This is a genomic window from Amycolatopsis sp. NBC_01488 (genome assembly GCF_036227105.1).
Taxonomy (GTDB): Bacteria; Actinomycetota; Actinomycetes; order Mycobacteriales; family Pseudonocardiaceae; genus Amycolatopsis.
Map to the genome: position 1 here is coordinate 7110350 of NZ_CP109434.1, position 24257 is coordinate 7134606.

Sequence of the window (24257 nt, forward strand, 5' to 3'; positions counted from 1 at the left end):
GGAGGCCAACGCATGGGTAAGGCACTGGAGGGCGTCCGCGTCCTCGACATGACGCACGTGCAGTCCGGACCGTCGTCGACGCAGCTGCTGGCCTGGCTCGGCGCGGACGTGATCAAGCTCGAAACCCCCGGCCGGGGCGACATCACGCGCGGCCAGCTGCGCGACCTGCCCGGAGTGGACAGTCTCTACTTCACGATGCTCAACGCGAACAAGCGCAGCATCACGCTGAACATGAAGAGCGCCGAGGGCAAGGAAGTCTTCGAGAGGCTCGTGTCCGGAGTGGACATCCTGGTCGAGAACTTCGGCCCGGGCGTCGTCGACCGGTTCGGCTACCCGTGGGACAAACTCTCGGCGCTCAACCCGCGGCTGATCTACGCCTCGATCAAGGGGTTCGGCCCCGGCCGCTACGCCGATTTCAAGGCCTACGAAGTGATCGCGCAGGCCATGGGCGGCGCGATGAGCACCACCGGCTTCGAGGACGGACCCCCGACCGCGACCGGCGCGCAGATCGGCGACTCCGGCACCGGCATCCACCTGGTGGCCGCCATCCTCGCCGCGCTCTACCAGCGGACCTCCACCGGACGTGGCCAGCGCGTCCAGGTCGCCATGCAGGACGCCGTGCTCAACCTGTGCCGGGTCAAGCTGCGCGACCAGCAGCGCCTGGCACACGGGCCGCTCGGCGAGTACCCGAACGACCACTTCGGCGACGAGGTCCCGCGCTCGGGCAACGCCTCCGGCGGCGGCCAGCCCGGCTGGGCGGTCAAGTGCGCGCCCGGCGGGCCGAACGACTACATCTACGTGATCGTCCAGCCACCCGGCTGGGCGCCACTCGCCCGCCTGATCGGCAAGGCGGAGCTGGCCGAGGACCCGGCGTGGGCCACCCCGGAGGTCCGGCTGTCCAAACTGGACAAGATGTTCGCCCTCGTCGAGGAGTGGACCGAGAAGCACACCAAGTGGGAAGTGCTGGAGAAGCTCAACGCCCACAACATCCCTTGTGGACCGATCCTGTCCACGAAGGAACTGATCGAGGACGACACCCTGGCCGAGCTCGGCTCGGTCGTCGAGGTTGCGCACCCGGAACGCGGCAGCTTCAAGACCGTCGGCTGCCCGCTCAAGCTGTCCGACTCGCCGGTCGAGATCGAACGGTCGCCGCTGCTGGGCGAGCACAACGACGAGGTGCTGGCCGAACTCGGCTACGGCGAGGCCGAGCTGGAGAAGTTCCGTGCGGCGGGGGTGATCTGAGTGGCGGATCGTGCGGCGGTCGAGAAGATCCTCGACCAGGCGGCCGCCGAGGGGCGGTCTTCGCTGACCGCGCCCGAGGGGCGTGCGGTGTGCGAGGCATACGGTATCCCGACCCCGGCCGAGCGGCTGGCCACGACGGCCGGCGAGGCCGTGGCGCACGCCGGAGAGATCGGCCTGCCGGTGGTGCTCAAGATCGTTTCCCCGGACATCCTGCACAAGACCGAAGCCGGCGGCGTGCTCGTCGGGCTGAAGGACGCCGAAGCGGTGAAGGCGGGCTTCGAGAAGATCGTCGAGAACGCGAAGGCGTACAACGCCGACGCCCGGATCCTCGGCGTCCAGGTCCAGCAGATGCTCACCGAGGGCCAGGAGGTGATCATCGGCTCGGTCACCGACCCGACCTTCGGCAAGATCGTCGCGTTCGGCCTCGGCGGAGTGCTGGTGGAGGTGCTCAAGGACGTCACCTTCCGGCTCGCGCCGACGAGCACCGAGGAAGCACTGTCGATGATCGACGGTATCCAGGCGGCGGAAATCCTGCGGGGGGTCCGTGGTTCGGATCCTGTAGACCGTGACGCGCTCGCCGCCGTGATCACCAGCCTCGGCCAGCTCGTCGCCGACTTCCCGCAGCTGTCCGAAGTGGACCTCAACCCGGTGCTCGCGACCGCACGCGGGGCCACCGCGGTCGACGTCCGGATCCTGGTCGACCCGGACGCGGCGAAGGAACCCTTCCGGTTCACCCAGGAGGAGATCCTCGCCTCGATGAACCGGATCATGAAACCGGCGTCGATCGCGGTGATCGGCGCGTCGGCCGAAGCCGGCAAGATCGGCAACTCGGTGATGAAGAACCTGGTCAACGGCGGGTACGCGGGCGAGATCCACCCGATCAACCCCAAGGCCGCCGAGATCCTCGACCGCAAGGCCTACGCGAGCATCACCGACGTCCCCGGCGACGTGGACGTCGCGGTCTTCGCCATCCCGGCGAAGTTCGTTCCCGCGGCCTTGGAAGAGGTCGGCAAGAAGGGCGCGGCCGGGGCGATCCTCATTCCGTCCGGCTTCGGCGAGACCGGCAACATCGAGCTGCAGGACGAGGTCGTCGCGATCGCGCGCAAGCACGGCGTCCGCATCCTCGGGCCGAACATCTACGGCTACTACTACACGCCGGAGAACCTGTCCGCGACGTTCTGCACACCGTATGACGTCAAGGGCGGCGTGGCCCTCTCGTCGCAGAGCGGCGGCATCGGGATGGCGATCCTCGGCTTCAGCCGCTCGGCGAAGATGGGCGTGTCCTCGATCGTCGGCGTGGGGAACAAGGCCGACATCGACGAGGACGACCTGCTCACCTTCTTCGAGCAGGACGACAACACCCAGCTCGTCGCGATGCACCTCGAGGACCTCAAGGACGGTCGCTCGTTCGCCGAAACGGCTAAGCGGGTTTCGAAGCGCAAGCCGGTCGTCGTGCTCAAGGCCGGGCGGACGTCGCAGGGCGCCAAGGCGGCCAGCTCGCACACCGGCGCGCTGGCCGGCGACGACAAGGTGTACGACGACATCCTGCGCCAGAGCGGCGTGATCCGGGCGCCCGGGCTGAACGACATGCTCGAGTACGCCCGCGGCATCCCGCTGCTGCCGACGCCGCAGGGCGAGAACGTCGTCATCATCACCGGTGCCGGCGGCTCGGGCGTGCTGCTCTCGGACGCCTGCGTCGACAACGGGCTGAGCCTGATGGAGATCCCGCCGGACCTCGACACGGCGTTCCGGAAGTTCATCCCGCCCTTCGGCGCGGCCGGCAACCCGGTCGACATCACCGGCGGCGAACCGCCCTCGACCTACCGCAACACCATCGCGCTGGGCCTCGAGGACGACCGCATCCACGCCCTGATCCTGGGCTACTGGCACACCATCGTCACCCCGCCGATGGTGTTCGCCGAACTGGTGTCCGAAGTGGTCGAAGAGTACCGCGCGAAGGGCATCCACAAGCCCGTCGTCGCGTCGCTCTCCGGCGACGTCGAAGTCGAAGAGGCGAGTGACTACCTCTACGACCACGGCGTCGTCGCCTACCCGTACACGACCGAGAAGCCCGTGGCGGTGCTCGGCGCGAAGTACCGCTGGGCGCGGGCCGCGGGCCTGCTCTGAGCGTCCTCCACAGGGGCTGGCCCATCCACGAGGAAAGGACGAAGATCCACCGCACGACGACGGCAACAGAGGGACACCAGTGCTTTCGGGGGTCCGGGTGGCGGAGCCCCCGGCCCGGGGCGAAGCACCGGATATCTGAGTCAACGGTGACGAAAGAGAACTCTTATGACCGCAGCCACATACCAGGAGATCACTGACGAGAACGGACGGGTGTACCGGGTAGGCGAGTCCCCGCAGGACCTCATGGGGCGCTCGCGCAGCTGGATGGTCTGGCTGCCCTGGATCGCCATGATGGCGGTCAGCGTGTTCGAGTACGGCTGGGGCGCCGTCGAGGGCACGCTGGAGGAGAAGTACGGCTGGACGCTGTCGGACGCGTTCTGGCTGGCGAGCATCTGGGCGGTGTTCCAGGCCGGGGTGGCGTTCCCGGCGGGCCGGCTCAGAGAGCGCAACGTCGTCTCGGCCAAGACGGCGATGCTGGTCGGGGCCGTGTGCAGCGGCATCGGCTACTTCACGATCGCGCACAGCGGGAACCTGATGTTGGCGTTCATCGGGTACTCGGTCCTCGGCGGCACCGGCGCCGGGCTCGTGTACGCGACCTGCATCAACATGGTCGGCAAGTGGTACCCGGAGAAGCGCGGCGCGCGGACCGGGTTCGTGAACGGCGGCTTCGCCTACGGTTCGGTGCCGTTCATCTACCTGTTCAGCGCGTTCCTCGGGCACGAGAACGTGACCGGGGTACTGGACGGCATCGGCCTGTACATGCTGATCGTCGTCGGCGTGTGCGGGTTCCTGTTCAAGGACCCGCCGAAGAGCTGGTGGCCGAAGGAGGTCGACCCGATCTCCTGGGCGAAGGGCAAGACGGGCGTGAAGAGCCTGGCCAAGAACCCGCCGGCGGTCCGGCAGTTCACGCCGATGGAGGCCATCCGGACCGGCATGCTCCCGCTGATGTGGATGAGCCTGGTGATCATCGGCGGGGTCTCGCTGTTCGGCATCAACTTCCAGGTGCCGTTCGCCAAGGAGAGCCACTTCGGCGCGTTCGTCGCGGCCTCTTCGGCCGGTGTGCTGGCCATCGTGAACGGCACCGGCCGCGCGGTCGTCGGCTGGGCGTCGGACAAGCTGGGGCGCAAGCAGACGCTCACGCTGGTGCTGGTGATCGCGGCCTTCGCCCAGTTCGGCGTGCTGTACGCCGGGAACACGCACAACCTGGTGCTGTTCATGGTGTTCGCGTTCCTGACCGGGTTCGGCGGCGGCGCCTTCTACCCGCTGTTCGCCGCGCTCGTGCCGGACTACTTCGGCGAGAACAACAACGCGTCGAACTACGGCCTGGTCTACAGCGCGAAACTGGTCGGCGGCGTCGGCGGCGGCGGGCTCGCCGCGGGCGTCGTCAGCGCGTGGGGCTACACCGGCGCGTACATCCTCGCCGGGTGCATCGCGCTCCTTTCGGCGGTGCTGACGCTGTTCCTGCGCCAGCCCGGCCGGACCCGCCACCAGCTCGCCGAAACCGAGCTGGTGGCGCGGCCTTCAGCCGCGGCCGGCGGCTGATCCGGTGACGCTCCCCGGTCCTGCCGAAATCAGGATCGGGGAGCTTCCGGACGTTCGTGGTAGGCCTGGCGGGTCCGTTCGGTGTGCTTGGCCATGATCTTCTCCGCGGCGCCGGTGTCGCCGTCGGAGATCGCGTGGATCAGCTCGTCGTGCTCGCTCCACGCGTCCCGCCCGCGGGGCTGGGCGATCGGCGTGTAGTACCAGCGGACCCGGCGGTCGACGAGCCCGATCAGCTCCGCGAGCACGGCGTTCCCCGACAGCTGGGTGATGAACGCGTGGAGGGCGGCGTTGGCCGCGACCAGGCCTTCGGTGTCTTCGGCGTGCAGTGCCTGGACTCCGGCCTGCTGCAGGTCCCACAGGCGCCGGACGTCCTCCGGGGTCGCGTTGCCGGCGGCGAGCTTCGCGGAGTGCGTCTCCAGCACGCTGCGGACGCTCAGCAGCTGGTCGGCCTCCTCGTCGGTCGGCAGGTGCACGAACGCGCCCTGGGCGGGGCGGAGGTCGACCCAGCCTTCGCTCTGCAGCCGCTGCAGGGCTTCGCGGACGGGCTGCCGGCTGACGCCGAGGTACTCGGCGAGGTCGGCTTCGACCAGGTGCTGCCCGGGTTCGAGGGTGCGATTGATGATCAGCTCGGCGAGAGCCTCGTAGACGACCTGGCGCAGCGGGGCCGGCCGTTCGACGCGCTTGGCGGCGGTCGAGCTGAGCGAGCCCTTGGCCGTGCGGCGGCCGCTCGGGCCGCGGTCGGGGAGCGGGGAAGCGGGCTGGCTCACGGGACACCTCGAAGGGGAGAGGAACGCGATGATCTGCGATCAGGATACAGGTTTTGGTATGCAAAATCCCAGCGACTCACCCGGTCGTGGCGGTTTGTACCGAGTTGGATCAAGTGCGCCCAGGCGAAGTGACCGCGTGGAGAAAGACTCTGGTCCCCAAAGTGGATCCAGGATACTGTATGCAATCACGTGCTGGACCGAAGTGGGAGGCACATCATGAAGGTGGCTGTTCTCGGGGCCGGGGCGATCGGTGCCTACGTCGGGGCCGCGCTGCACCGCGGCGGGACCGAGGTGCACCTGATCGCCCGGCGGGCCCACCTCGCGGCGATGCGCGAGCACGGCGTCCGCGTGCTCAGCCCGCGCGGCGACTTCACCGCGCACCCGCACGTCACGGACGACCCGGCCGAAGTCGGCCCCGTCGACTTCGTGTTCCTCGGGCTGAAAGCGAACTCCTACGCCGCGTGCGGACCGCTCCTCGCCCCGCTGCTCGGCCCGGACACCGCGGTCGTGGCCGCGCAGAACGGGATCCCGTGGTGGTACTTCCACGGCCTGGCCGGGCATCCGCTCGAAGGGCACCGCGTCGAGACCGTCGACCCGGGTGGCTCGGTCACCGCCGTGCTGGAGCTGCGGCGCGCGATCGGCTGCGTCGTCTACTGCTCCACGGTCATCGAGGAACCGGGCGTGATCCGGCACCTGGAAGGCACCCGGTTCTCCCTCGGCGAGCCGGACGGCGAGATCTCCGCCCGGTGCAAGGTGCTCAGCGCGGCGATGATCGCCGGCGGCCTCAAGGCGCCGGTCGAACCGCGGCTGCGCGACGACATCTGGATCAAGCTGATGGGCAACGTCGCCTTCAACCCGCTCTCGGCGCTGACCCGGGCGACGATGGCCCAGATGTGCGAGCACGACGACACGCGCGCGCTGGTCGCCACGATGATGACCGAAACCCTGGCCATCGCCCGTGCGGCCGGCAGCGACCCCGGCGTCTCGGTCGAGAAGCGCATCGACGGCGCCTGGCGCGTCGGCCACCACAAGACGTCGATGCTGCAGGACCTCGAAGCGGGCAAGCCCCTCGAGATCGACGCGATCATCGGCGCGGTCGTGGAGCTGGCCGGTCTCACCGGCGTGCCCGCGCCCGCGCTGCGGCACGTCCACGCCGCCATCTCGCTGCTCGACCACACCAGCAACCCGCCCGTCCCCGTCGGGGCGCACTGAACCGGAGGTGCCCGTGAAGCGCAGGAAGACCGAGCCGTACGTGCGGCTCACGCAGCCCCTGGTGCGCGACTCCGGCGTGCTGCGCCCGGCGACCTGGGAGGAGGCCCTCGACCGGGCCGCCGCCGGGATCCGCCGCACCCTGGAAGCCAAGGGCCCCGAGGCGTTCGGGATGTTCTCGTGCGCCCGCGCGACCAACGAGATGAACTTCGTCGCGCAGAAGTTCACCCGCGCGGTGATCGGCACGAACAACGTCGACTCGTGCAACCGCACCTGCCACGCGCCCAGCGTTGCCGGGCTGGCGCGGGTGTTCGACAGCGGCGGCGGGACGTCGTCGTACCAGGAGATCGAGGACGCCGACGTCATCGTCATCTGGGGCGGCAACCCCCGCGAGGCGCACCCGATCTTCTTCCAGCACGTGCTCAAGGCGGTCCACAAGGGAGCGAAGCTCTTCGTCGTCGACCCGCGGCAGACCAGCACCGCGAGCTGGGCGCACCGGCAGCTGCAGCTCGAAGTCGGCACGGACATCCCGCTGGCCCACGCGATCGCCCGCGAGATCATCCACTCCGGACTGGCGAACACGACGTTCATCGAGCGCGCCACCGAGGGGTTCGCCGAGTTCGCCGCGTCGGTCGAACCGTGGACGCTGGAGGTGGCCGAGAAGACCACCGGCGTCCCGGCCGAGCTGATCCGCGAGCTGGCGCACACGTACGCCCGGGCCGACCGCGGGCAGCTGTCGTGGACGCTCGGCATCACCGAGCACCACAACGGCACCGACAACGTCCTCGCGCTGATCAACCTCGCGCTGCTGGCCGGGCAGGTCGGCCGCTACGGCGCCGGGCTGAACCCGCTGCGCGGGCAGAACAACGTCCAGGGCGGCGGCGACATGGGCGCCATCCCGGACCGGATGCCGGGCTTCCAGGACATCCTCGACGCGGACGTCCGGGCCAAGTTCGACGCGGCGTGGGGCTCGTCGATCCCGCCGCACAAGGGGCTCAACCTGACCCAGATGCTCGACGCGATGGAACGCGGCGACCTGACCTGCGTGTACATCATCGGCGAGAATCCGGTCCAGTCCGAAGCGGACTGCGAGCACACGATCAAACGACTGTCCAATGTGGATCATCTGGTGGTGCAGGACATCTTCCTGACGAAGACCGCGCAGCTGGCCGACGTCGTGCTGCCCGCCTCGGCGGCCTGGTGCGAGAGCGATGGCACGTTCACCAACTCCGAACGCCGGGTGCAGCGCGTCCGCAAGGCCCTCGATCCGCCGGAAGGTGCCCGCGACGACATCGAACTGCTGTCGGAGCTGGCCCGCCGGCTCGGCCACGACTGGCACTACACCGGCGGCGAGCAGGTCTGGGACGAGCTGCGCTCGTTGTCGCCCATGCACGCCGGGATGTCGTATGCGCGCCTGGAAGAGCTGGGCGGCATCCAGTGGCCGTGCTACTCCGAGGACACCCTCGAACCGACGTTCCTGCACGGCCGCCTGTGGGCCGAGGACCCGGCCGAACGCGGCCGCCCGGCGCCGTTCACGGTGCTCGAGCACAGCCCGCCGGTCGACCTGCTCACCGAGGAGTTCCCGATCCGGCTCACCACCGGCCGGCGCCTGGACTCCTACAACACCGGCGTCCAGTCGGGCGGGTTCCCGTCGCCGCTGCGGCAGGGCGAGACCCTCGACCTCTGCCCGGAGGACGCGCGGTCGCTCGGCGTCGAACCCGACGAACTGGTCCGGATCTCGTCGCGGCGGGGGGAGATCGTCGCCCCGGTCCGGCTCGACAAGGGCCTGAAGCCCGGGCTGGCGTTCATGACCTTCCACTTCCCGGACGAGGTCGACGTCAACGTCATCACCATCGAGGCGACCTGCCCGATCGCCGGGACCGCCGAGTACAAGGCCGCGGCGATCCGCGTCGAGAAGCTGCCGGCGGAGGTCTGAGGTGGATCTCAAACTCCTCGACGCCGTCGCCACCCGCGAGGAACGCGAGGCCGTCGCTGGGTTCGCCGGCGGCGGGCGCGACCAGCTGCTCCCCGCCCTGCACGCGGTCAACGACCGGGTCGGCTGGATCAGCCAGGGCGCGCTGAACCTCATCTGCGAGGCGCTGCACGTGCCGCCCGCCGACGCGTACGGCGTGGCGAGCTTCTACTCGCTGTTCGCGCTGGAAGAACGCCCGGAACGGGTCGTGCACGTGTGCACCGACCTGGCCTGCCGGCTCAAGGGCGCGGACACCGTGTGCGACGTCCTCACCGAGCACGTCGGCGCCGCGGGGAAGGCACGCGGCGGGGTCACGTGGCTGCGCAGCCCGTGCCTCGGCGTCTGCGAACGAGCCCCCGCGGCGCTGACGTTCCAGGCAGGCGACCCGGCCACGACCGAGCTGATCGCCCCGGCGACCGGTGCGTCGGCCGTGCTCGCGGCCGGCCGGGGACCGTCCACCCGGGAGGGTGCGGCGCCGGTCATTCACCAGAAGGACGGGTTGCGGCTGCTGCGCCGGGTGGGCGTGGTCGATCCGTCCAGTTTGGACGACTACCGCGCGGCCGGTGGCTACGCGGCCCTGCGGAACGCGCTGCGGATGGGCGAGGCCGCGGTGATCCGCGAGGTCACCGACTCCGGGCTGCTCGGGCGGGGCGGGGCCGCGTTCCCGACCGGACGCAAGTGGGCGGCCACGGCCGCGCAGCCCGCCGGGCCGCACTACCTCGTGTGCAACGCCGACGAGAGCGAACCCGGGACGTTCAAGGACCGCGTGCTGCTCGAAGGCGACCCGTACGCGCTGGTCGAGGCGATGACGATCGCCGCGTTCGCGATCGGCGCGCAGCGCGGCTTCGTCTACCTTCGCGGTGAGTACCCGCGGGCGTTGCGGCTGCTGCGGAACGCCCTCGACGTCTGCCGCGAGCGCGGATTCCTCGGCGCCGACATCATGGGCCACGAAGGGTTCTCGTTCGACATCGAGATCCGGCGTGGGGCGGGCGCGTACATCTGCGGCGAGGAGACCGCGATCTTCAACTCGATCGAAGGCTTCCGCGGCGAACCCCGCACGAAGCCGCCGTTCCCGGTCGAGAAGGGGCTGTTCGGCAAGCCGACGGTGGTGAACAACGTCGAGACGCTGGTCAACGTGCCGCTGATCCTGACCGAGGGCGCGGCCGCGTACCGGGCGATCGGGACGGAAGCGTCGGCCGGGCCGAAGCTGTTCTGCCTGTCCGGGAACGTCGAACGGCCCGGCGTCTACGAGGTGCCGTTCGGCACGACCCTGCGCTCGCTGCTCGAGCTGGCCGGGGGAGTGCCCGAGGGCCGTTCGCTGCGCGCGATCCTCCTGGGCGGCGCCGCGGGCGGATTCGTCCGGCCGGACGAGCTGGACCTGCCGCTGACGTTCGAGGACGCGCGGGCGGCGAAGACGACACTGGGGTCTGGTGTCGTCCTGGTGCTCGACGACCTGGCCGACCTCGGCGGGTTCCTGCTGCGAATTGCGTCGTTCTTCCGCGACGAGTCGTGCGGGCAGTGCGTCCCGTGCCGGATCGGGACGGTGCGGCAGGAGGAGGCGATCCACCGCGTTCTGTCGGCCGGTTCGGACGAGCGGCCGTTGCTGCGCGAGGTCGGGCAGGTGATGCGGGACTCGTCGATCTGCGGGCTCGGCCAGACCGCCTGGAACGCCATCGAATCCGCCATCGACCGATTGGGAGCTCTCCAGTGACCATTGTGGACATAGGGATCCCCCGCCGCCTGGTCGAGTTCACTGTGGACGGCGAGAGCGTCCGGGTGCCCGAGGGCTCGACCATCCTCGACGCGTGCACGGCGGCGGGCAAGGAGATCCCGACGCTGTGCTACGGCGACACCCTGGAACCGGCGAACGCCTGCCGCGTCTGCATGGTGGAGGTCGAGGGCTCGCGGACGCTGGTGCCGTCGTGCTCGCGCAAAGCGGAGCCGGGGATGGTGGTGCACACCGATTCGGAGCGGACGCGCACGAGCCGCAAGGTCGTCCTGGAGCTGCTGGCATCGGCGACGGACCTGTCGACGACGCCGGGCGTCGCGGAGTGGCTGGCGGAAACCGGCGCCGACCCCGACCGCTTCGGCCCGGACGCCGCGACGGTGGCGCAACCGGCCATTGTGGACAACGAGCTGTACGTCCGCGACTACGAGAAGTGCATCCTCTGCTACAAGTGCGTCGACGCGTGCGGTGATCAGTGGCAGAACTCGTTCGCCATCACCGTCGCCGGCCGCGGGTTCGACGCGCGGATTTCGACGGAGTTCTCGAACCCGCTGCCGGACAGCGCGTGCGTGTACTGCGGCAACTGCGTCGAGGTCTGCCCGACCGGGGCTCTCAGCTTCAAGCGCGAATACGACAAGCGCGAGGACGGCACCTGGGACGAAGCACGCCAGACGCAGACGACGACCGTCTGCACGTTCTGCGGGGTGGGCTGCAACCTGACCCTGCACGTCCAGGACAACGAGATCGTCAAGGTGACGTCGCCCCACGAAAGCTCGGTGACCCACGGCAACCTGTGCATCAAGGGCCGCTTCGGCTGGCAGCACGTCCAGAACCGGTAGCGGCAGTCCTCGGAGGCGCCGCGGCTCGACGAGCCGCGGCGCCTCCGTCGTCTCGGCCGTTGACCCCGGGCCCACTGAGCAGCTATTCTCGATATGCGAAAGAAAAATTCCGGATAGCGAAATTCGAGGTCGCGATGCCAGAAGAGGGCCACTCCCTGCCGTACGCCGCCAACCTGTCGATCCTGTTCAAGGAGGTACCGCTGCCCGAGCGCGCGGCCGCCGCGCGGGAGGCCGGGTTCACCGACGTCGAGTACTGGTGGCCGTTCGACACCGCGGTCCCCGCGCGCGACGAGGTGGACGCCTTCGTCAAGAGCCTGGACGGCGTCCGGCTGCGCGGGCTGAACTTCTTCGCCGGCGACATGGCGGCGGGGGAGCGGGGCCTGGTGTCGTGGATCGGCCGCGAGGCCGAGTTCGCCGACAGCCTCGTCGTCGCGCTCGGCATCGCCGAACGCACCGGCTGCCGCAGCTTCAACGCGCTCTACGGCAACCGGCTCGACGGGGAAGACCCCGTCAAGCAGGACGACCTGGCGCTGGTGCACCTCGCCACCGCCGCCGAGGCCGCCGCGAAGATCGGCGCGCAGCTGGTCCTCGAACCGCTGTCCGGCGCGGACCGCTACCCGCTCAAGACCGCCGCGGACGCCGTGGCCGTGCTCGACGACCTCGGGCGCGACAACGTGCGGCTGCTGGCCGACCTGTACCACCTGGCAGTCAACGGCGACGACCTGGACGCGCTGGCGACACAGCACATCTCCCGGATCGGGAACGTGCAGATCGCCGACGCGCCCGGGCGTCACCAGCCCGGCACCGGGTCCCTGGACCTCGACGGGCACCTCGCGAGGCTGCAAAAGGCGGGCTATGACGGGTTCGTCGGGATCGAGTACGTCCCGGAACCGGACACCCTCACGTCGCTGAACTGGCTGCCGAAAACCCGAAGGGGACGAGCATGAAACTGGGATTCATCGGACTGGGCGTGATGGGCGCCCCGATGGCGGCGCACCTGGTCGCGGCCGGGCACGACGTCAGCGGCTACGACGTCACCCCCGCCGCGGGGGAGAAGCTGCAGGCCGCCGGTGGGCGCGCCGCCACCGGTGTCGCCGACGCGGTGGCCGGTGCGGACGTCGTGATCACGATGCTGCCGAACCACCCGCAGGTCGAGGCGGTCGTGCTGGCCGCCGGCGGGGTCCTCGACACCGCCGAGCCCGGCACGCTCCTGATCGACATGAGCACCATCCGGCCCGAGACGTCGATCGCCGTCGCGGAAGCCGCGCGGGACAAGAAGATCCGCGTCCTCGACGCGCCCGTGTCCGGTGGTCAGGCGGGCGCCGAGCAGGCGTCCCTGTCCATCATGGTCGGCGGCACCGAGGAAGACTTCGAAGCGGCGAAGCCGGTGCTCGACGCCGTCGGCAAGACCATCGTGCACGTCGGCCCGCACGGCGCCGGCCAGGTGGTGAAGGCGGCGAACCAGCTGGTCGTGGGCGGGATCTACGGCCTGGTGGCCGAGGCGATCGTGCTGCTCGAAGCGTCCGGAGTGGACGCCGCCACGGGACTCGACGTCCTCGCCGGCGGCCTCGCGGGCAGCCGGATCCTCGAGCTCAAGCGCAAGTCCATGGTGGAGCGCCAGTTCGCGCCCGGCTTCCGGATCGATCTGCACCACAAGGACATGGGGATCGCGTTGGCCGCCGCCCGGCAGGCCGACGTCGCGCTCCCGCTCACCGGGCTGGTCGCCCAGCTCGTCGCCGCCGGCCGCGCCATGGGGTACGGCTCCCTGGACCACTCGGCCTTGCTGAAGGTCGTCGAACAGTTGTCGGGCCGCGTCCCGGCGGAGGTGTGACATGCCCAGAATCCCCGCCATGCAAGCGGTCGTCGACGTCCTGGAAAGCGAAGGCGTCGACACGGTCTTCGGCTGCCCCGGCGCCGCGATCCTCCCGCTGTATAACGCCCTACAAGGCCGGGCGATCGAGCACCTGATCGTCCGCCACGAAGAGGGCGCGACGCACATGGCCGACGGCTGGGCCCGGACGAACGGCAACGTCGGCGTCGCGATCGGCACGTCCGGCCCGGCCGGGACGAACATGATCACCGGGCTCTACACCGCGCACGCGGACTCGATCCCGATGATCTGCATCACCGGCCAGGCGGCGACGACGAAGCTGCACCAGGAAGCCTTCCAGGCCGTCGACATCGTCGAGATCGCCAAGCCGGTGACGAAGTGGGCGGTGCAGGTCAAGGAGGCCGCGCAGCTGCCGTGGATCTTTCGCGAGGCCTTCCGGATCGCTCGCTCGGGCCGACCCGGGCCGGTGCTCATCGACCTGCCGATCGACGTCCAGAAGCAGGACATCGAGTGGGACTCCTCGATCGACTCGCCGCTCCCGGTGACGGCCGTGAAGCCCGCGTCCGCGCGGGTCGAGCGGGCCCTCGACATGCTGCTGGCGGCCGAACGCCCGCTGATCCTGGCCGGCGGCGGGGTCGTCCTCGGCGAGGCGAGTGAGCAGCTGCGGGCCGCGGCCGAACGCCTGGACGTCCCGGTGCAGGTGACGCTGATGGGCAAGGGGTCCTTCCCGGAGGACCACGAGCTGTTCGCCGGGATGGCCGGCATCCAGACGTCGCAGCGCTGGGCCAACGCGGCCTTCCTGGAGGCGGACCTCGTGCTGGCGCTTGGCGCCCGGTTCGGCGACCGGCACACCGGCGAGCTGTCGGTGTATCGCGGCGAGCGGAAGTTCATCCACGTCGACATCGAGCCCACCCAGCTCGGCAAGGTGTTCGGCCCGGACCTCGGCATCGTCTCGGACACGCGGGAGTTCCTGGACGCGCTGCTGGCGGCACTGGACCGCCGTTCGGTCGAGCCGAGGCGCGAGTGGGTCGGCCGGATCGCGGAGCTGAAGGAAGCGCTTCCCCGCCGCGACGACTTCGACACGCTGCCGATCAAGGCGCCGCGGGTCTTCAAGGAGATCAACGAAACCTTCGGCGAGGACACGTACTTCGTCACCGCGATCGGGCTCTACCAGATCTGGTCGGGCCAGTTCCAGCACGCGCACAAGCCGCGCCACTACCAGGTGTGCGGCCAGGCCGGCCCGCTCGGCTGGGAGATCCCCGCCGCCATCGGCGTCAAGAAGGCGCGGCCGGAGGCCGAGGTCGTCGGCGTGGTCGGCGACTACTCGTTCCAGTTCCTCGTCGAGGAGCTGGCGGTGGCGGCCCAGTACGACGTCGGGTTCGTACTGATCATGCTCAACAACGAGTACCTGGGCCTGATCCGCCAGGCCGAGACCGGGTACGACATGAACTTCGAGGTCGACATCCACTACGACGCGAACGGCACGGACAACGTCAAGATCATGGAGGCCTACGGCTGCTCGGGGACCCGCGTGCACGAGCCGGCCGAGATCCGCACGTCGCTGGAGTGGGCCCGCAAGGAGGCCGAGCGCACCAGCCGGCCGGTCCTGGTGGAGATCATGATCGAACGCGAGGGCAACGCCGCCATGGGCGCCGCCCTCGACGCCGTCCGCGAGTTCGAGCCCTGCTGACGCTCGTGAGTGCGTAACAGTGTTCTAACGCTGTTGCGCACTCACGACCGCCTTGCGTGACCACGGCCGCCGCACGAGACCCTGACCTCGTGCGGCGGCCTTTCCGCGCGCTGGATCAAGCGGTTGTCGGAAAGTACAAACCAGAGCCGTAAATTCACCCGTCTTTCAGGGGTTTTGCCGTGGTCGCGGCCACACCCGAGCGTGTGTACTTCTTCCCGAAGCAGCCCCGAAAGGACGTCCACAGTGGAATTCCTCCGACCCGCCTCGCTGGCCGACGCGCTCGCCGCGCGTGCCGCGAACCCCGGTGCGGTCCCGATCGCCGGCGGCACGGACGTGATGGTCGAGATCAACTTCGACCACCGCCGCCCCGGCGCCCTGCTCGACCTCGGCCGCGTCGCCGAGCTGCACGAGCACGGCACCGACGGCGGCCGGATCCGCATCGGCGCCGCCGTGCCCTACACCCGGATCATCGCCGAACTGGGCACGAAGCTGCCCGGCCTCGCGATGGCCGCGCGGACCGTCGGGTCCCCGCAGATCCGCAACCGCGGTTCCGTGGGCGGCAATCTGGGCGCAGCTTCGCCCGCGGGCGACTCGCACCCGGCGCTCCTGGCCGCCGACGCGGAGGTCGAGATCGCCTCGGTCCGCGGCACCCGGATCGTCGCGGCGAAGGACTTCTACACCGGCGTCAAGCGGAACGTCCTGGAGCCCGACGAACTGATCACGTCCGTGCTGCTGGCACCGGCCACCGGGCCCCAGCAGTTCAGCAAGATCGGCACCCGCAACGCCATGGTCATCGCGGTCGCGGCCTTCGGGCTGGCCCTGCACCCCGAGCGGCGGCGTGTCGGCACCGGCGTCGGCTCGGCGGCGCCCACCCCGCGGCGTGCGATCGAGGCGGAGGAATTCCTGGCCGCCGAGCTGGACTGGGACGCCCCGAAGGCGCTCAACGACTCGGTCAAGCGCCGCTTCGGTGACCTGGTCGCCGCGGCGGCGGCGCCGATCGACGACGTCCGGGGCAGCGCGGCCTACCGGCGCCATGCCCTGGGGGTCATGGCGCGCAGGACGCTGACCTGGGCCTGGGGCGAATACTGCGAAGGGAGCGCGAAGTGCGCGTGAACGTCACCGTCAACGGCGAGCACCGCCGGGCGGACAACGTCTGGGAAGGCGAGAGCCTGCTCTACGTGCTGCGCGAGCGGCTCGGCCTGCCCGGTTCGAAGAACGCCTGTGAGCAGGGCGAATGCGGCTCGTGCACGGTCTACCTCGACGGCGTCCCGGCGTGCGCGTGCCTGGTCGCGGCCGGGCAGGCCGAGGGCCGCGACGTCGTCACCGTCGAAGGTTTGGCGGAGGGGGACGATCTCGACCCCGTGCAGGAGTCGTTCGTCGAACGCGGCGCGGTCCAGTGCGGGTTCTGCACGCCCGGCCTGCTGGTCGCGGCGCACGACCTGATCGAGCGCGTCCCGGACCCCAGCGACGTCGAGATCCGCGAGGCCCTCGCCGGGAACCTCTGCCGCTGCACCGGGTACGAGAAGATCCTCGACGCCGTCCGTGACGCCGCCGCGAAGAAGGCCGTCCGATGAGCGCCCCGGCCCGGTCCCCGCAGGAACTGCACGACACCATCGCCGGCGGCATCGGCGAGAGCCCGCTGCGCCCGGACGGCACGCTGAAGGTCCGCGGCGAGTTCGCCTACTCCTCGGACCTGTGGCACGAGGACATGCTGTGGGGCGCGACGCTGCGCAGCCCGCACCCGCACGCCCGGATCGTCCGCCTCGACGTCTCCCGCGCGCTGGCCCAGCCCGGTGTCCACGCGGTGCTCACGCACGAGGACGTACCCGGCGAGAACGTCTACGGCCTCAAGTACCAGGACACCCCCGCGCTGGCCGCCGACCTGGTCCGCTACCAGGGCGAGCCGATCGCGATCCTGGCCGCCGACCACCCGGAGATCGCGCGCCAGGCGCTCAAGGAGATCGTCGTCGAGTACGACGTCCTCGAGCCGATCACCGACCCCGAACGCGCAGCCCACGACGACACCCTGCCGAAGCTGCACCCGGACGGGAACCTGGTCCGCCACCAGCGGATCGTCAAGGGCGACCCGGCCGCGACCGCGGACGTCGTAGTCTCCGGCGTCTACGAGATCGGCATGCAGGACCAGGCGTTCCTCGGACCGGAGTCCGGGCTCGCGGTGCCGGCCGAGGACGGCGGCGTCGACCTCTACCTGGCCACCCAGTGGCTGCACGTCGACCAGCGCCAGACGGCGAAGGCCCTCGGCCTGCCGCTGGAGAAGGTGCGGCTCACGCTGTCCGGCGTCGGCGGCGCCTTCGGCGGCCGCGAGGACCTGTCCATGCAGATCCACTCGTGCATGCTCGCGCTGCGCACCGGGCGTCCGGTGAAGATGAGCTACAACCGCCTCGAGTCGTTCTTCGGGCACGTCCACCGCCACCCGGCGAAGATGTACTACGAGCACGGCGCGACCCGCGATGGGAAGCTCGTTTACGTCCGGGCGAAGATGTACTTCGACGGCGGCGCGTACGCATCCAAGACCCCGGTCGTGGTCGGCAACGGCACCACGCTCAGCGTCGGTCCCTACAACGTGCTGAACGCGCACATCGAGGGTTGGGGCGTCTACACGAACAACCCGACCTGCGGCGCGATGCGCGGCCTGGGCGCGGTCCAGCCGACGTACGCCTACGAGTCCCAGATGGACAAGCTCGCGTCCGCGTTGGACATGGACCCGGCGGAACTGCGGATCCTGAACGCCCTGAGCGAAGGGTCCACTGTGGTCACCGGCCAGGTGGTCGACTTCCCGGCGCCGGTCGCCGAGCTGGTGCAGCGCGTCCGAGACCTGCCGCTGCCGCCGGAACCGGCCGCCGAACGCGACATCCGCGAGCTGCCCGGCGGCGCGTCCAACACCACCCACGGCGAAGGCGTCGTCCGCGGCATCGGCTACGGCGTCACGATCAAGAACATCTCCTACGCCGAAGGCCTCGACGACTACTCGACCGCCCGCGTGCGCCTGGAAGTGCTCGGCGGCGAAGCGGTGGCGATGGTGCACACCGCCGCGGCCGAGGTCGGCCAGGGGCTGGTGACGCTGCAGCAGCAGATCGCCCGCACCGAGCTGGGCCTGACGCGGGTGAGCGTGCACCCGGCCGACACGAGCGTCGGCGACGCGGGGTCCAGCTCGGCGTCGCGCCAGACCTACGTCACCGGCGGCGCGGTCCGCAACGCCTGCCGCGCGGTCGCCGACGCGGTCTACGCGCTGCTGGGGGTGCCCGCCGAAGGCATGTCCCTGACGGGAGGGAAGGTCGTCGCCGCCGATGGTGAAGTGGTCGCCGACCTGGCCGAGCTGCTGGGGGACACCGCGATCGAGGAGACCCGCGAGTTCCACCACCGCCAGACCTACCCGCTGGACCCCGAGACCGGGCAGGGCGACGCCCACGTGCAGTACGGCTTCTCGGCGCACCGCGCGGTCGTCGACGTCGACCTGGACCTCGGCCTGGTCAAGGTCGTCCAGCTCGACTGCGCCCAGGACGTCGGCAAGGCGATGAACCCCGACGCCGTCGTCGCCCAGATCCAGGGCGGCTCGGCGCAGGGCCTCGGCCTCGCCGTGATGGAGGAGATCCTGGTCAAGGACGGCAAGGTCCGGAACCCGTCGTTCACCGACTACCTCATCCCGACCATCCTCGACATGCCCCCGATGCGCGTCGACGTCCTCGAGCGGCCCGACCCGCACGCGCCCTACGGCGTCCGCGGCGTCGGCGAACCACCCACCATCTCGGCGACGCCGGCGATCGCGAACGCCATCCGCGCGGCCACCGGCCTCGAGCTGCCGCGCGTCCCCATCCGTCCCGAGCACATCACCGGAGTTTGAGATGACCACGTCGCTTTCCGTCGAGCATGACTGGCTCGACGAAGCCGTCCGCATCGCGGAGACGAACGTCGCGAACGGCGGCGGCCCGTTCGGAGCGCTGATCGTGCAGGACGGCGAGATCGTCTCGACCGGCGTCAACCGCGTCACCGCCAACCTCGACCCGACCGCGCACGCCGAGGTGGTCGCGATCCGGGCGGCCTGCCAGGCGCTCGGCACGTTCAAGCTGGACGGTTGCGTGCTCGTCTCCAGCTGCGAGCCGTGCCCGATGTGCCTGTCCTCGGCGCTCTGGGCGCGCGTCGACAAGGTCCTCTTCGCCGCCGACCGCGACGACGCGGCCAAGGCCGGCTTCGACGACCGCGCCTTCTACGAACTGTTCGACCGTCCGCGCGAAACGTGGACGGTCCCCGTCACGCGACTGTCCGCAAAGGACGGATTCGCGCCCTTCGCGGCCTGGCTCGACAAGAGCGACCGCACCGACTACTGACCACCGACTCCTGACCCACAAGGCCAGCTGACCGGAGCACAACCGAATCGAACGTCCCGCTCGCCCAGGCACGGTGCTGTGCCTCGGCCTGGCCGAGCACCCCCCACCGGCAAGGGCAGGACGCATGACCCAGGTAGAAATCCACGAACCCGAGATCGGCGAAGTACCCGAACCACCCCAGCGCCGATCCCTGCTCGACAAGCTGTTCGAGCTGCGCGCCCGGCAGAGCACGATCGGCCGTGAAGTCCGCGGCGGCGTCACGACGTTCGTCGCGATGGCGTACATCGTGCTGCTCAACCCGCTCATCCTCGGCGCCTCCGCCGACATCACCGGCGCGCACCTCTCGCCCGCACAGGTCACCACCGCGACGGCGCTGGCCGCCGCCGTGATGACGATCCTCATGGGGGTCGTCGGCAACGCGCCCCTCGCGCTGGCCGCCGGCCTCGGCATCAACGGCATCGTCGCCTTCCAGATGGCCCCGGAGATGACCTGGCCCCAGGCGTTCGGGCTGGTCGTGCTCGAAGGCGTGTGCATCGTGCTGATGGCCGTCAGCGGCGTCCGCGAGCGGATCATGAACGCCATCCCGCGGCCGCTCAAGACGGCCATCACCGTCGGGATCGGGCTCTACATCGCGCTCGTCGGCCTGGTCAGCGCCGGGTTCGTGAGCCGGGTGCCGGACGCGGCCGACAGCCCGGTGCCGGTGCGCCTGGGCAGCGACGGGCACCTCAACGGCTGGCCGATCGTGGTCTTCTGCCTCGGGCTGCTGCTGATGATCGTGCTGATGGCGCGCAAGGTCCCGGGCGCGGTGCTGATCAGCATCGGTGTCGCGACGGTGTTCGCGGTGGTGCTGCACGACGGCTTCGGCGTCGGCGGCTGGGGCCGCACCGACCCGGCGCTGCCCGACCACGTCGTCGCGGCCCCGGACTTCGGGCTGTTCGGCCACATCGACCTGTTCGGCGGGTTCGCCTCGGCGGGCGCGCTCGCGGCCACGGTCTTCCTGTTCACGCTGGTGCTGTCCGGGTTCTTCGACGCCATGGGCACGATCACCAGCGTCTCGGACGAGGCCGGGCTGTCGAAGAACGGCAAGGTCCCGCGGATGGGCCGGATCCTGCTGGTCGACGGCGCGGGCGCGATCGCGGGCGGTGTCACAGGCTCGTCGCCGAACACGGTGTTCCTGGAGTCCGCCGCCGGGGTCGGCGAGGGGGCCCGGACGGGCCTCGCCAGCGTCGTCACCGGGCTGCTGTTCGCCGGGACGCTGCTGTTCACCCCGCTCGCCGGAGTCGTCCCGGCCCAGGCCGCGGCGCCCGCGCTGGTGGTCATCGGCGGCATGATGGTCGCCCAGTGCCGCACCATCCCGTGGCAGGACCCGGATTACACGATCCCGGTGTTCCTCACCGCGGCCCTGATCCCGTTCACCTATTCGATCACCAACGGCGTCGGCGCCGGCCTGATCGCGTTCGTGCTGATCAAGATCGGCCGCGGCAAGTGGCGCGAGGCCGGCTGGCTGCTTTCCCTGCTCGCGCTGGTGTTCGCGGTGTACTTCGCCGTCGACGGCGTCGAAGCCCTCTTCCGCTAAGGAGTTCCGGTGGCCCTGATGTTCTTCAACGGCGGTGCCATGCGCGGCGAACCGCTGCACCACCTCCTCGACGGCTCGCCGTTCGTGGCGACCGCGGAGACCGCGCCGAAGTACCGGTTCTACGCCGTCGGCGAGCAGTGCCCGGCGCTGTACCCGGTGTCGCACGGCGGCGCGGCGGTGACCGGCGAGGTGTACGACGTCTCGCTGGACGACCTGCGGGACAAGGTCCTCCCGGCCGAGCCGCACGAGCTGGAGCTGGGTGTCGTCGAGCTGGCGGACGGCAGTTCGGCGTTCGCCATGCTGCTGCGGCGGCCCTACACCTCGCACGTCGCCCTGCGGGACATCACGGAGGTCGGCGACTGGCGGGCGTTCAAGGCGAGCGCGTGAGGGTCCTCGTCGCGCCGGACAAGTTCAAGGGGTCGCTGACCGCGGCCGAGGTGGCGTCGGCGGTGGCTTCCGGCCTCGCCGACGTCCACCCCGCACTCGAGGTCCAGGCCCTTCCGGTGGCCGACGGCGGCGACGGCACGGTCGACGCCGCCGTCGCCGCCGGGTTCCGGCGCGTGCGAGTCCCGGCTCGGGGCCCGACGGGAGTGCCGGTGACGGCGTCCTACGCGGTCCGCGGCGATACCGCCGTCGTCGAGCTGGCGGAGGCGTCGGGGCTGCACCGGCTGCCCGGCGCGCCGGCACCGCTCACCGCGACCAGCGCGGGCACCGGCGACGTGCTCGCCGCCGCGATGCGGGCGGGCTGCCGCCGGATCGTCCTCGGCGTCGGCGGCAGCGCCTGCACCGACGGCGGCGCGGGCATGCTGGCCGCGCTGGGGGCCTGGTTGCTGGACTCCGCCGGGCGGGACCTCCCGCCCGGCGGCGAGGCGTTGTCTCGGCTCGCTTCGCTGGATCTGTCCCGGTTGGACGTGTCCGATGTGGACATCGAGCTGGCGAGCGATGTCGACAACCCGCTCTACGGGCTGCGCGGTGCCGCTTTCGTCTACGGACCGCAGAAAGGCGCATCTCCCGACGACGTCGAGACGCTCGACGCGGCATTGCGGCACTGGGCGTCGCACGCCGGTCCGGCGTTCGCGGACCGGCCGGGCGCGGGTGCGGCCGGGGGAGTGGGCTTCGCCGCCATGGCGGTGCTCGGCGCGCGGATGCGTCCGGGCATCGAGCTGCTGCTCGAACTGCTCGGCTTCGACGCGGCCCTGTCCGGAGCGTCACTGGTCGTCACCGGCGAAGGTTCGCTGGACACGCAGACGTTGTCCGGAAAGGCCCCGGCCGGGGTGGCCCGGGCCGCGGCGGCGAAGGGCATCCCGTGTGTGGCGGTGTCCGGACGCTGTCAGCTGACCTCCGTGGAGCTGGCCGAGGCGGGCATCTCGGCCGCGTACGCGCTGACCGACCTCGAGCCGGACCCGGCGCGGTGCATGGCCGAGGCGGCGCCCCTGCTGCGCCGCCTCGCCCACCGCGTCGCCGTGGACCGGCTGAGTCCATGAGAGTGCTACTTCTCGCTGTCCAGGTGGTCGAGCTGGGCGGCAGCGTAGCGGTCGCCTGCCGCGGCCCCGGCCGGGACGGCGGCCTCGATCTCCGCCAGGTCACCGGCGGTGAGTTCGAGGTCGGCGCCCAGGGACTCCGCCAGCCGCGCGCGAGTGCGGGCGCCCACCAGCGGGACGATGTCGTCGCCCTGCGCGGCGACCCAGCCGATGGCGAGCTGCGCGGTCGTGACACCTTTCGCGGCGGCCAGCTTGCCGAGCGCGTCGGTCAGCGCGAGGTTGCGGTCGAGGTTCTCGCCCTGGAACCGCGGGCTGAAGCCGCGGAAGTCGCCCGCGCTCAGCTCGCGCGCCGGCGTCCAGTGCCCGCTGAGCAGGCCGCGCGAGAGGACGCCGTACGCGGTGACGCCGATGCCCAGCTCGCGGGCGGCGGGCAGGATCTCCGCTTCGATCCCGCGCGAGAGCAGCGAGTACTCGATCTGCAGGTCCGAGATCGGGTGCACGGCGGCGGCGCGGCGCAGGGTCTCCGCGCCGACCTCGGACAGGCCGATGTGCCGGATGTAGCCCGCCTGCACCAGCTCGGCCAGCGCGCCGATCTGGTCTTCGATCGGCACGGCCGGGTCGAGCCGGGCCGGTCGGTAGACGTCGACGTGGTCGGTGCCGAGGCGGCGCAGGCTGTAGGCGAGGAACGTCTTGACGGCCTCCGGGCGGCCGTCGTTGCCGAGCCAGGCGCCGTCCGGTCCGCGTAGCGCGCCGAACTTGACGCTGATCACCGCCTTGTCGCGGTCGCGGCCGCGGAGTGCGTCACGCAGCAGCAGCTCGTTGTGGCCCATGCCGTAGAAGTCACCGGTGTCGAGCAGGGTGAGGCCGGCGTCGAGGGCGGCGTGGATCGTCGCGACCGACTCGGTCTCGTCGGCCGGGCCGTACAGGTCGGACATGCCCATCAGGCCGAGGCCGAGGGCGCTGACGGCCGGACCGGTCCGGCCGAGGGTGCGAGTGCGCATGGAGTTCTCCCGTTTCCGTTGATACTCAACTCAACGTAGCATCGATATCGAACGAGTGCTACTCGGGATTTGTTATCATTGGAACCATGGTGACGAAGACGGCGGTGGACACCCGGGAGCGGATCCTCGAAGCGGCGGCCGCGCTGCTGGTGGCGGAGGGACGCGACGGCCTCTCGACGCGCGCGGTGAGCGCGGCGGCGGGCGTGCAGCCGCCGGCGCTGTACCGGCTCTTCGGCGACAAGGACGGCCTGCTCGACGCGGTCGCCGCGTACGGGTTCGACGAGTACCTGACGAGCAAGCGCGCGCTCGGCTCGACCGGCGACGCCGTCGAGGATCTGCGCCGCGGCTGGGACCTGCACGTCGAATTCGGGCTGTCGCGCCCGGAGTTCTACGTGCTCATGTACGGCGACGCGCGCCCGGGCCGCACGTCGCCGGCCGCCCGGGAAGCCGAGTCGATGTTGCGGAGCATCGTCGAGCGCGTCGCGGCGGCGGGCCGCCTCCGGGTGAGCGTCGACCGCGCGGCGCGGCTGGTGCACGCGACCGGCATGGGCGTGGTGCTGAACCTGATCGCGACGCCGGAAGACGAGCGCGACGCCGAGCTGTCGGCGACGGCCCGCGAAACGGTGCTGAGCCGGATCCTCACCGGCGCCGAAGAGCCCGCTGGGTCCGACCTGCCCGAGCGCGCGATCGCGCTGCGGGCGGCCCTCGCCGGCGCCGCGGCGCTGACCGAGGCCGAGCGAGTGCTGCTCGGCGAGTGGCTGGACCGCATCGCCGACGCCTGAGCGCGCCCACCTGGAGAGGTGCAGCCCCGGGACCCAGGGCCCCCCGCAACCCCGATCGGAAGCCAGAACCCGGCCATAGTCAGAATCAGGCTTCGGGGTGGCGGAGACAACAGTGCATCGCCCCAC

Annotated in this window: 20 protein-coding genes; 18 read left to right on the forward strand and 2 right to left on the reverse strand. The window is 70.7% G+C overall.

Annotation, left to right across the window (positions count from 1 at the left end; genetic code table 11):
- Nucleotides 1-12 precede the first annotated feature (12 nt).
- From frc to OG738_RS33730, 3 genes are all read left to right on the forward strand, one after another.
- Nucleotides 13-1242: a formyl-CoA transferase gene (gene frc, locus OG738_RS33720; RefSeq protein WP_329047190.1), complete on the forward strand. Its 1230-nt coding sequence runs from the start codon at nucleotides 13-15 to the stop codon at nucleotides 1240-1242.
- A complete protein-coding gene (locus OG738_RS33725) occupies nucleotides 1243-3369 on the forward strand; it encodes an acetate--CoA ligase family protein (RefSeq protein ID WP_329047191.1) in 2127 nt (708 codons plus the stop codon).
- Between the two features lie 165 nt (nucleotides 3370-3534).
- Nucleotides 3535-4911: an OFA family MFS transporter gene (locus OG738_RS33730; protein ID WP_329047192.1), complete on the forward strand. Its 1377-nt coding sequence runs from the start codon at nucleotides 3535-3537 to the stop codon at nucleotides 4909-4911.
- A gap of 29 nt (nucleotides 4912-4940) precedes the next feature.
- On the opposite strand, the gene OG738_RS33735 is transcribed toward OG738_RS33730, so the two are convergent.
- Complete coding sequence (locus OG738_RS33735; protein ID WP_329047193.1) at nucleotides 4941-5678, reverse strand: GntR family transcriptional regulator; 738 nt, start codon at nucleotides 5676-5678, stop codon at nucleotides 4941-4943.
- 216 nt (nucleotides 5679-5894) lie between these two features.
- On the opposite strand from OG738_RS33735, the gene OG738_RS33740 reads away from it, so the two are divergent.
- From OG738_RS33740 to OG738_RS33805, 14 genes are all read left to right on the forward strand, one after another.
- Complete coding sequence (locus OG738_RS33740) at nucleotides 5895-6890, forward strand: 2-dehydropantoate 2-reductase (protein WP_329047194.1); 996 nt, start codon at nucleotides 5895-5897, stop codon at nucleotides 6888-6890.
- Between the two features lie 13 nt (nucleotides 6891-6903).
- Nucleotides 6904-8823 carry a molybdopterin oxidoreductase family protein gene (locus OG738_RS33745; RefSeq protein ID WP_329047195.1) on the forward strand — a complete coding sequence of 640 codons (1920 nt, stop codon included), beginning with the start codon at nucleotides 6904-6906 and terminating at the stop codon, nucleotides 8821-8823.
- A 1-nt stretch (nucleotide 8824) separates the two neighbouring features.
- Nucleotides 8825-10570 (forward strand): NAD(P)H-dependent oxidoreductase subunit E, encoded by a 1746-nt coding sequence (locus tag OG738_RS33750; protein ID WP_329047196.1) that lies wholly within the window; start codon nucleotides 8825-8827, stop codon nucleotides 10568-10570.
- Entirely contained in the window at nucleotides 10567-11424 is an 858-nt protein-coding gene (locus OG738_RS33755) for a 2Fe-2S iron-sulfur cluster-binding protein (RefSeq protein ID WP_329047197.1), read from the forward strand. Before OG738_RS33750 ends, OG738_RS33755 begins: the two co-directional genes overlap by 4 nt.
- A gap of 134 nt (nucleotides 11425-11558) precedes the next feature.
- Nucleotides 11559-12371 (forward strand): hydroxypyruvate isomerase family protein, encoded by an 813-nt coding sequence (locus OG738_RS33760; protein WP_329047198.1) that lies wholly within the window; start codon nucleotides 11559-11561, stop codon nucleotides 12369-12371.
- Entirely contained in the window at nucleotides 12368-13255 is an 888-nt protein-coding gene (locus tag OG738_RS33765; protein ID WP_329047199.1) for a 2-hydroxy-3-oxopropionate reductase, read from the forward strand. The genes OG738_RS33760 and OG738_RS33765 overlap by 4 nt, the downstream gene beginning before the upstream one ends.
- A gap of 1 nt (nucleotide 13256) precedes the next feature.
- Nucleotides 13257-14945 (forward strand): glyoxylate carboligase, encoded by a 1689-nt coding sequence (gene gcl / locus OG738_RS33770; RefSeq protein WP_329047200.1) that lies wholly within the window; start codon nucleotides 13257-13259, stop codon nucleotides 14943-14945.
- Between the two features lie 243 nt (nucleotides 14946-15188).
- Nucleotides 15189-16058: an FAD binding domain-containing protein gene (locus OG738_RS33775; protein ID WP_329047201.1), complete on the forward strand. Its 870-nt coding sequence runs from the start codon at nucleotides 15189-15191 to the stop codon at nucleotides 16056-16058.
- Nucleotides 16049-16519 (forward strand): (2Fe-2S)-binding protein, encoded by a 471-nt coding sequence (locus tag OG738_RS33780; RefSeq protein ID WP_257919071.1) that lies wholly within the window; start codon nucleotides 16049-16051, stop codon nucleotides 16517-16519. The genes OG738_RS33775 and OG738_RS33780 overlap by 10 nt, the downstream gene beginning before the upstream one ends.
- Nucleotides 16516-18807: a xanthine dehydrogenase subunit D gene (pucD, locus tag OG738_RS33785; protein WP_329047202.1), complete on the forward strand. Its 2292-nt coding sequence runs from the start codon at nucleotides 16516-16518 to the stop codon at nucleotides 18805-18807. The genes OG738_RS33780 and pucD overlap by 4 nt, the downstream gene beginning before the upstream one ends.
- Nucleotide 18808: 1 nt before the next feature.
- Nucleotides 18809-19291, forward strand: a complete 483-nt coding sequence (locus tag OG738_RS33790) for a nucleoside deaminase (protein WP_329047203.1) — start codon at nucleotides 18809-18811, stop codon at nucleotides 19289-19291.
- Nucleotides 19292-19415: 124 nt separating this feature from the next.
- The gene (locus tag OG738_RS33795; protein ID WP_329047204.1) at nucleotides 19416-20867 is read left to right on the forward strand and encodes an NCS2 family permease; all 1452 of its coding nucleotides are present in this window, start codon (nucleotides 19416-19418) and stop codon (nucleotides 20865-20867) included.
- 9 nt (nucleotides 20868-20876) lie between these two features.
- On the forward strand, nucleotides 20877-21254 hold the full coding sequence (locus OG738_RS33800) for an allophanate hydrolase-related protein (protein ID WP_329047205.1): 378 nt from the start codon (nucleotides 20877-20879) through the stop codon (nucleotides 21252-21254).
- Nucleotides 21251-22351 carry a glycerate kinase gene (locus tag OG738_RS33805; RefSeq protein ID WP_329047206.1) on the forward strand — a complete coding sequence of 367 codons (1101 nt, stop codon included), beginning with the start codon at nucleotides 21251-21253 and terminating at the stop codon, nucleotides 22349-22351. The genes OG738_RS33800 and OG738_RS33805 overlap by 4 nt, the downstream gene beginning before the upstream one ends.
- Before the next feature lie 5 nt (nucleotides 22352-22356).
- Here OG738_RS33805 and OG738_RS33810 read toward each other — a convergent pair whose 3' ends face one another.
- Nucleotides 22357-23349: an aldo/keto reductase gene (locus tag OG738_RS33810; protein WP_329047207.1), complete on the reverse strand. Its 993-nt coding sequence runs from the start codon at nucleotides 23347-23349 to the stop codon at nucleotides 22357-22359.
- An 86-nt stretch (nucleotides 23350-23435) separates the two neighbouring features.
- Between OG738_RS33810 and OG738_RS33815 the strand changes: the two genes are divergently transcribed.
- Nucleotides 23436-24131: a TetR/AcrR family transcriptional regulator gene (locus OG738_RS33815; protein ID WP_329047208.1), complete on the forward strand. Its 696-nt coding sequence runs from the start codon at nucleotides 23436-23438 to the stop codon at nucleotides 24129-24131.
- The last annotated feature ends 126 nt before the right edge of the window (nucleotides 24132-24257 follow it).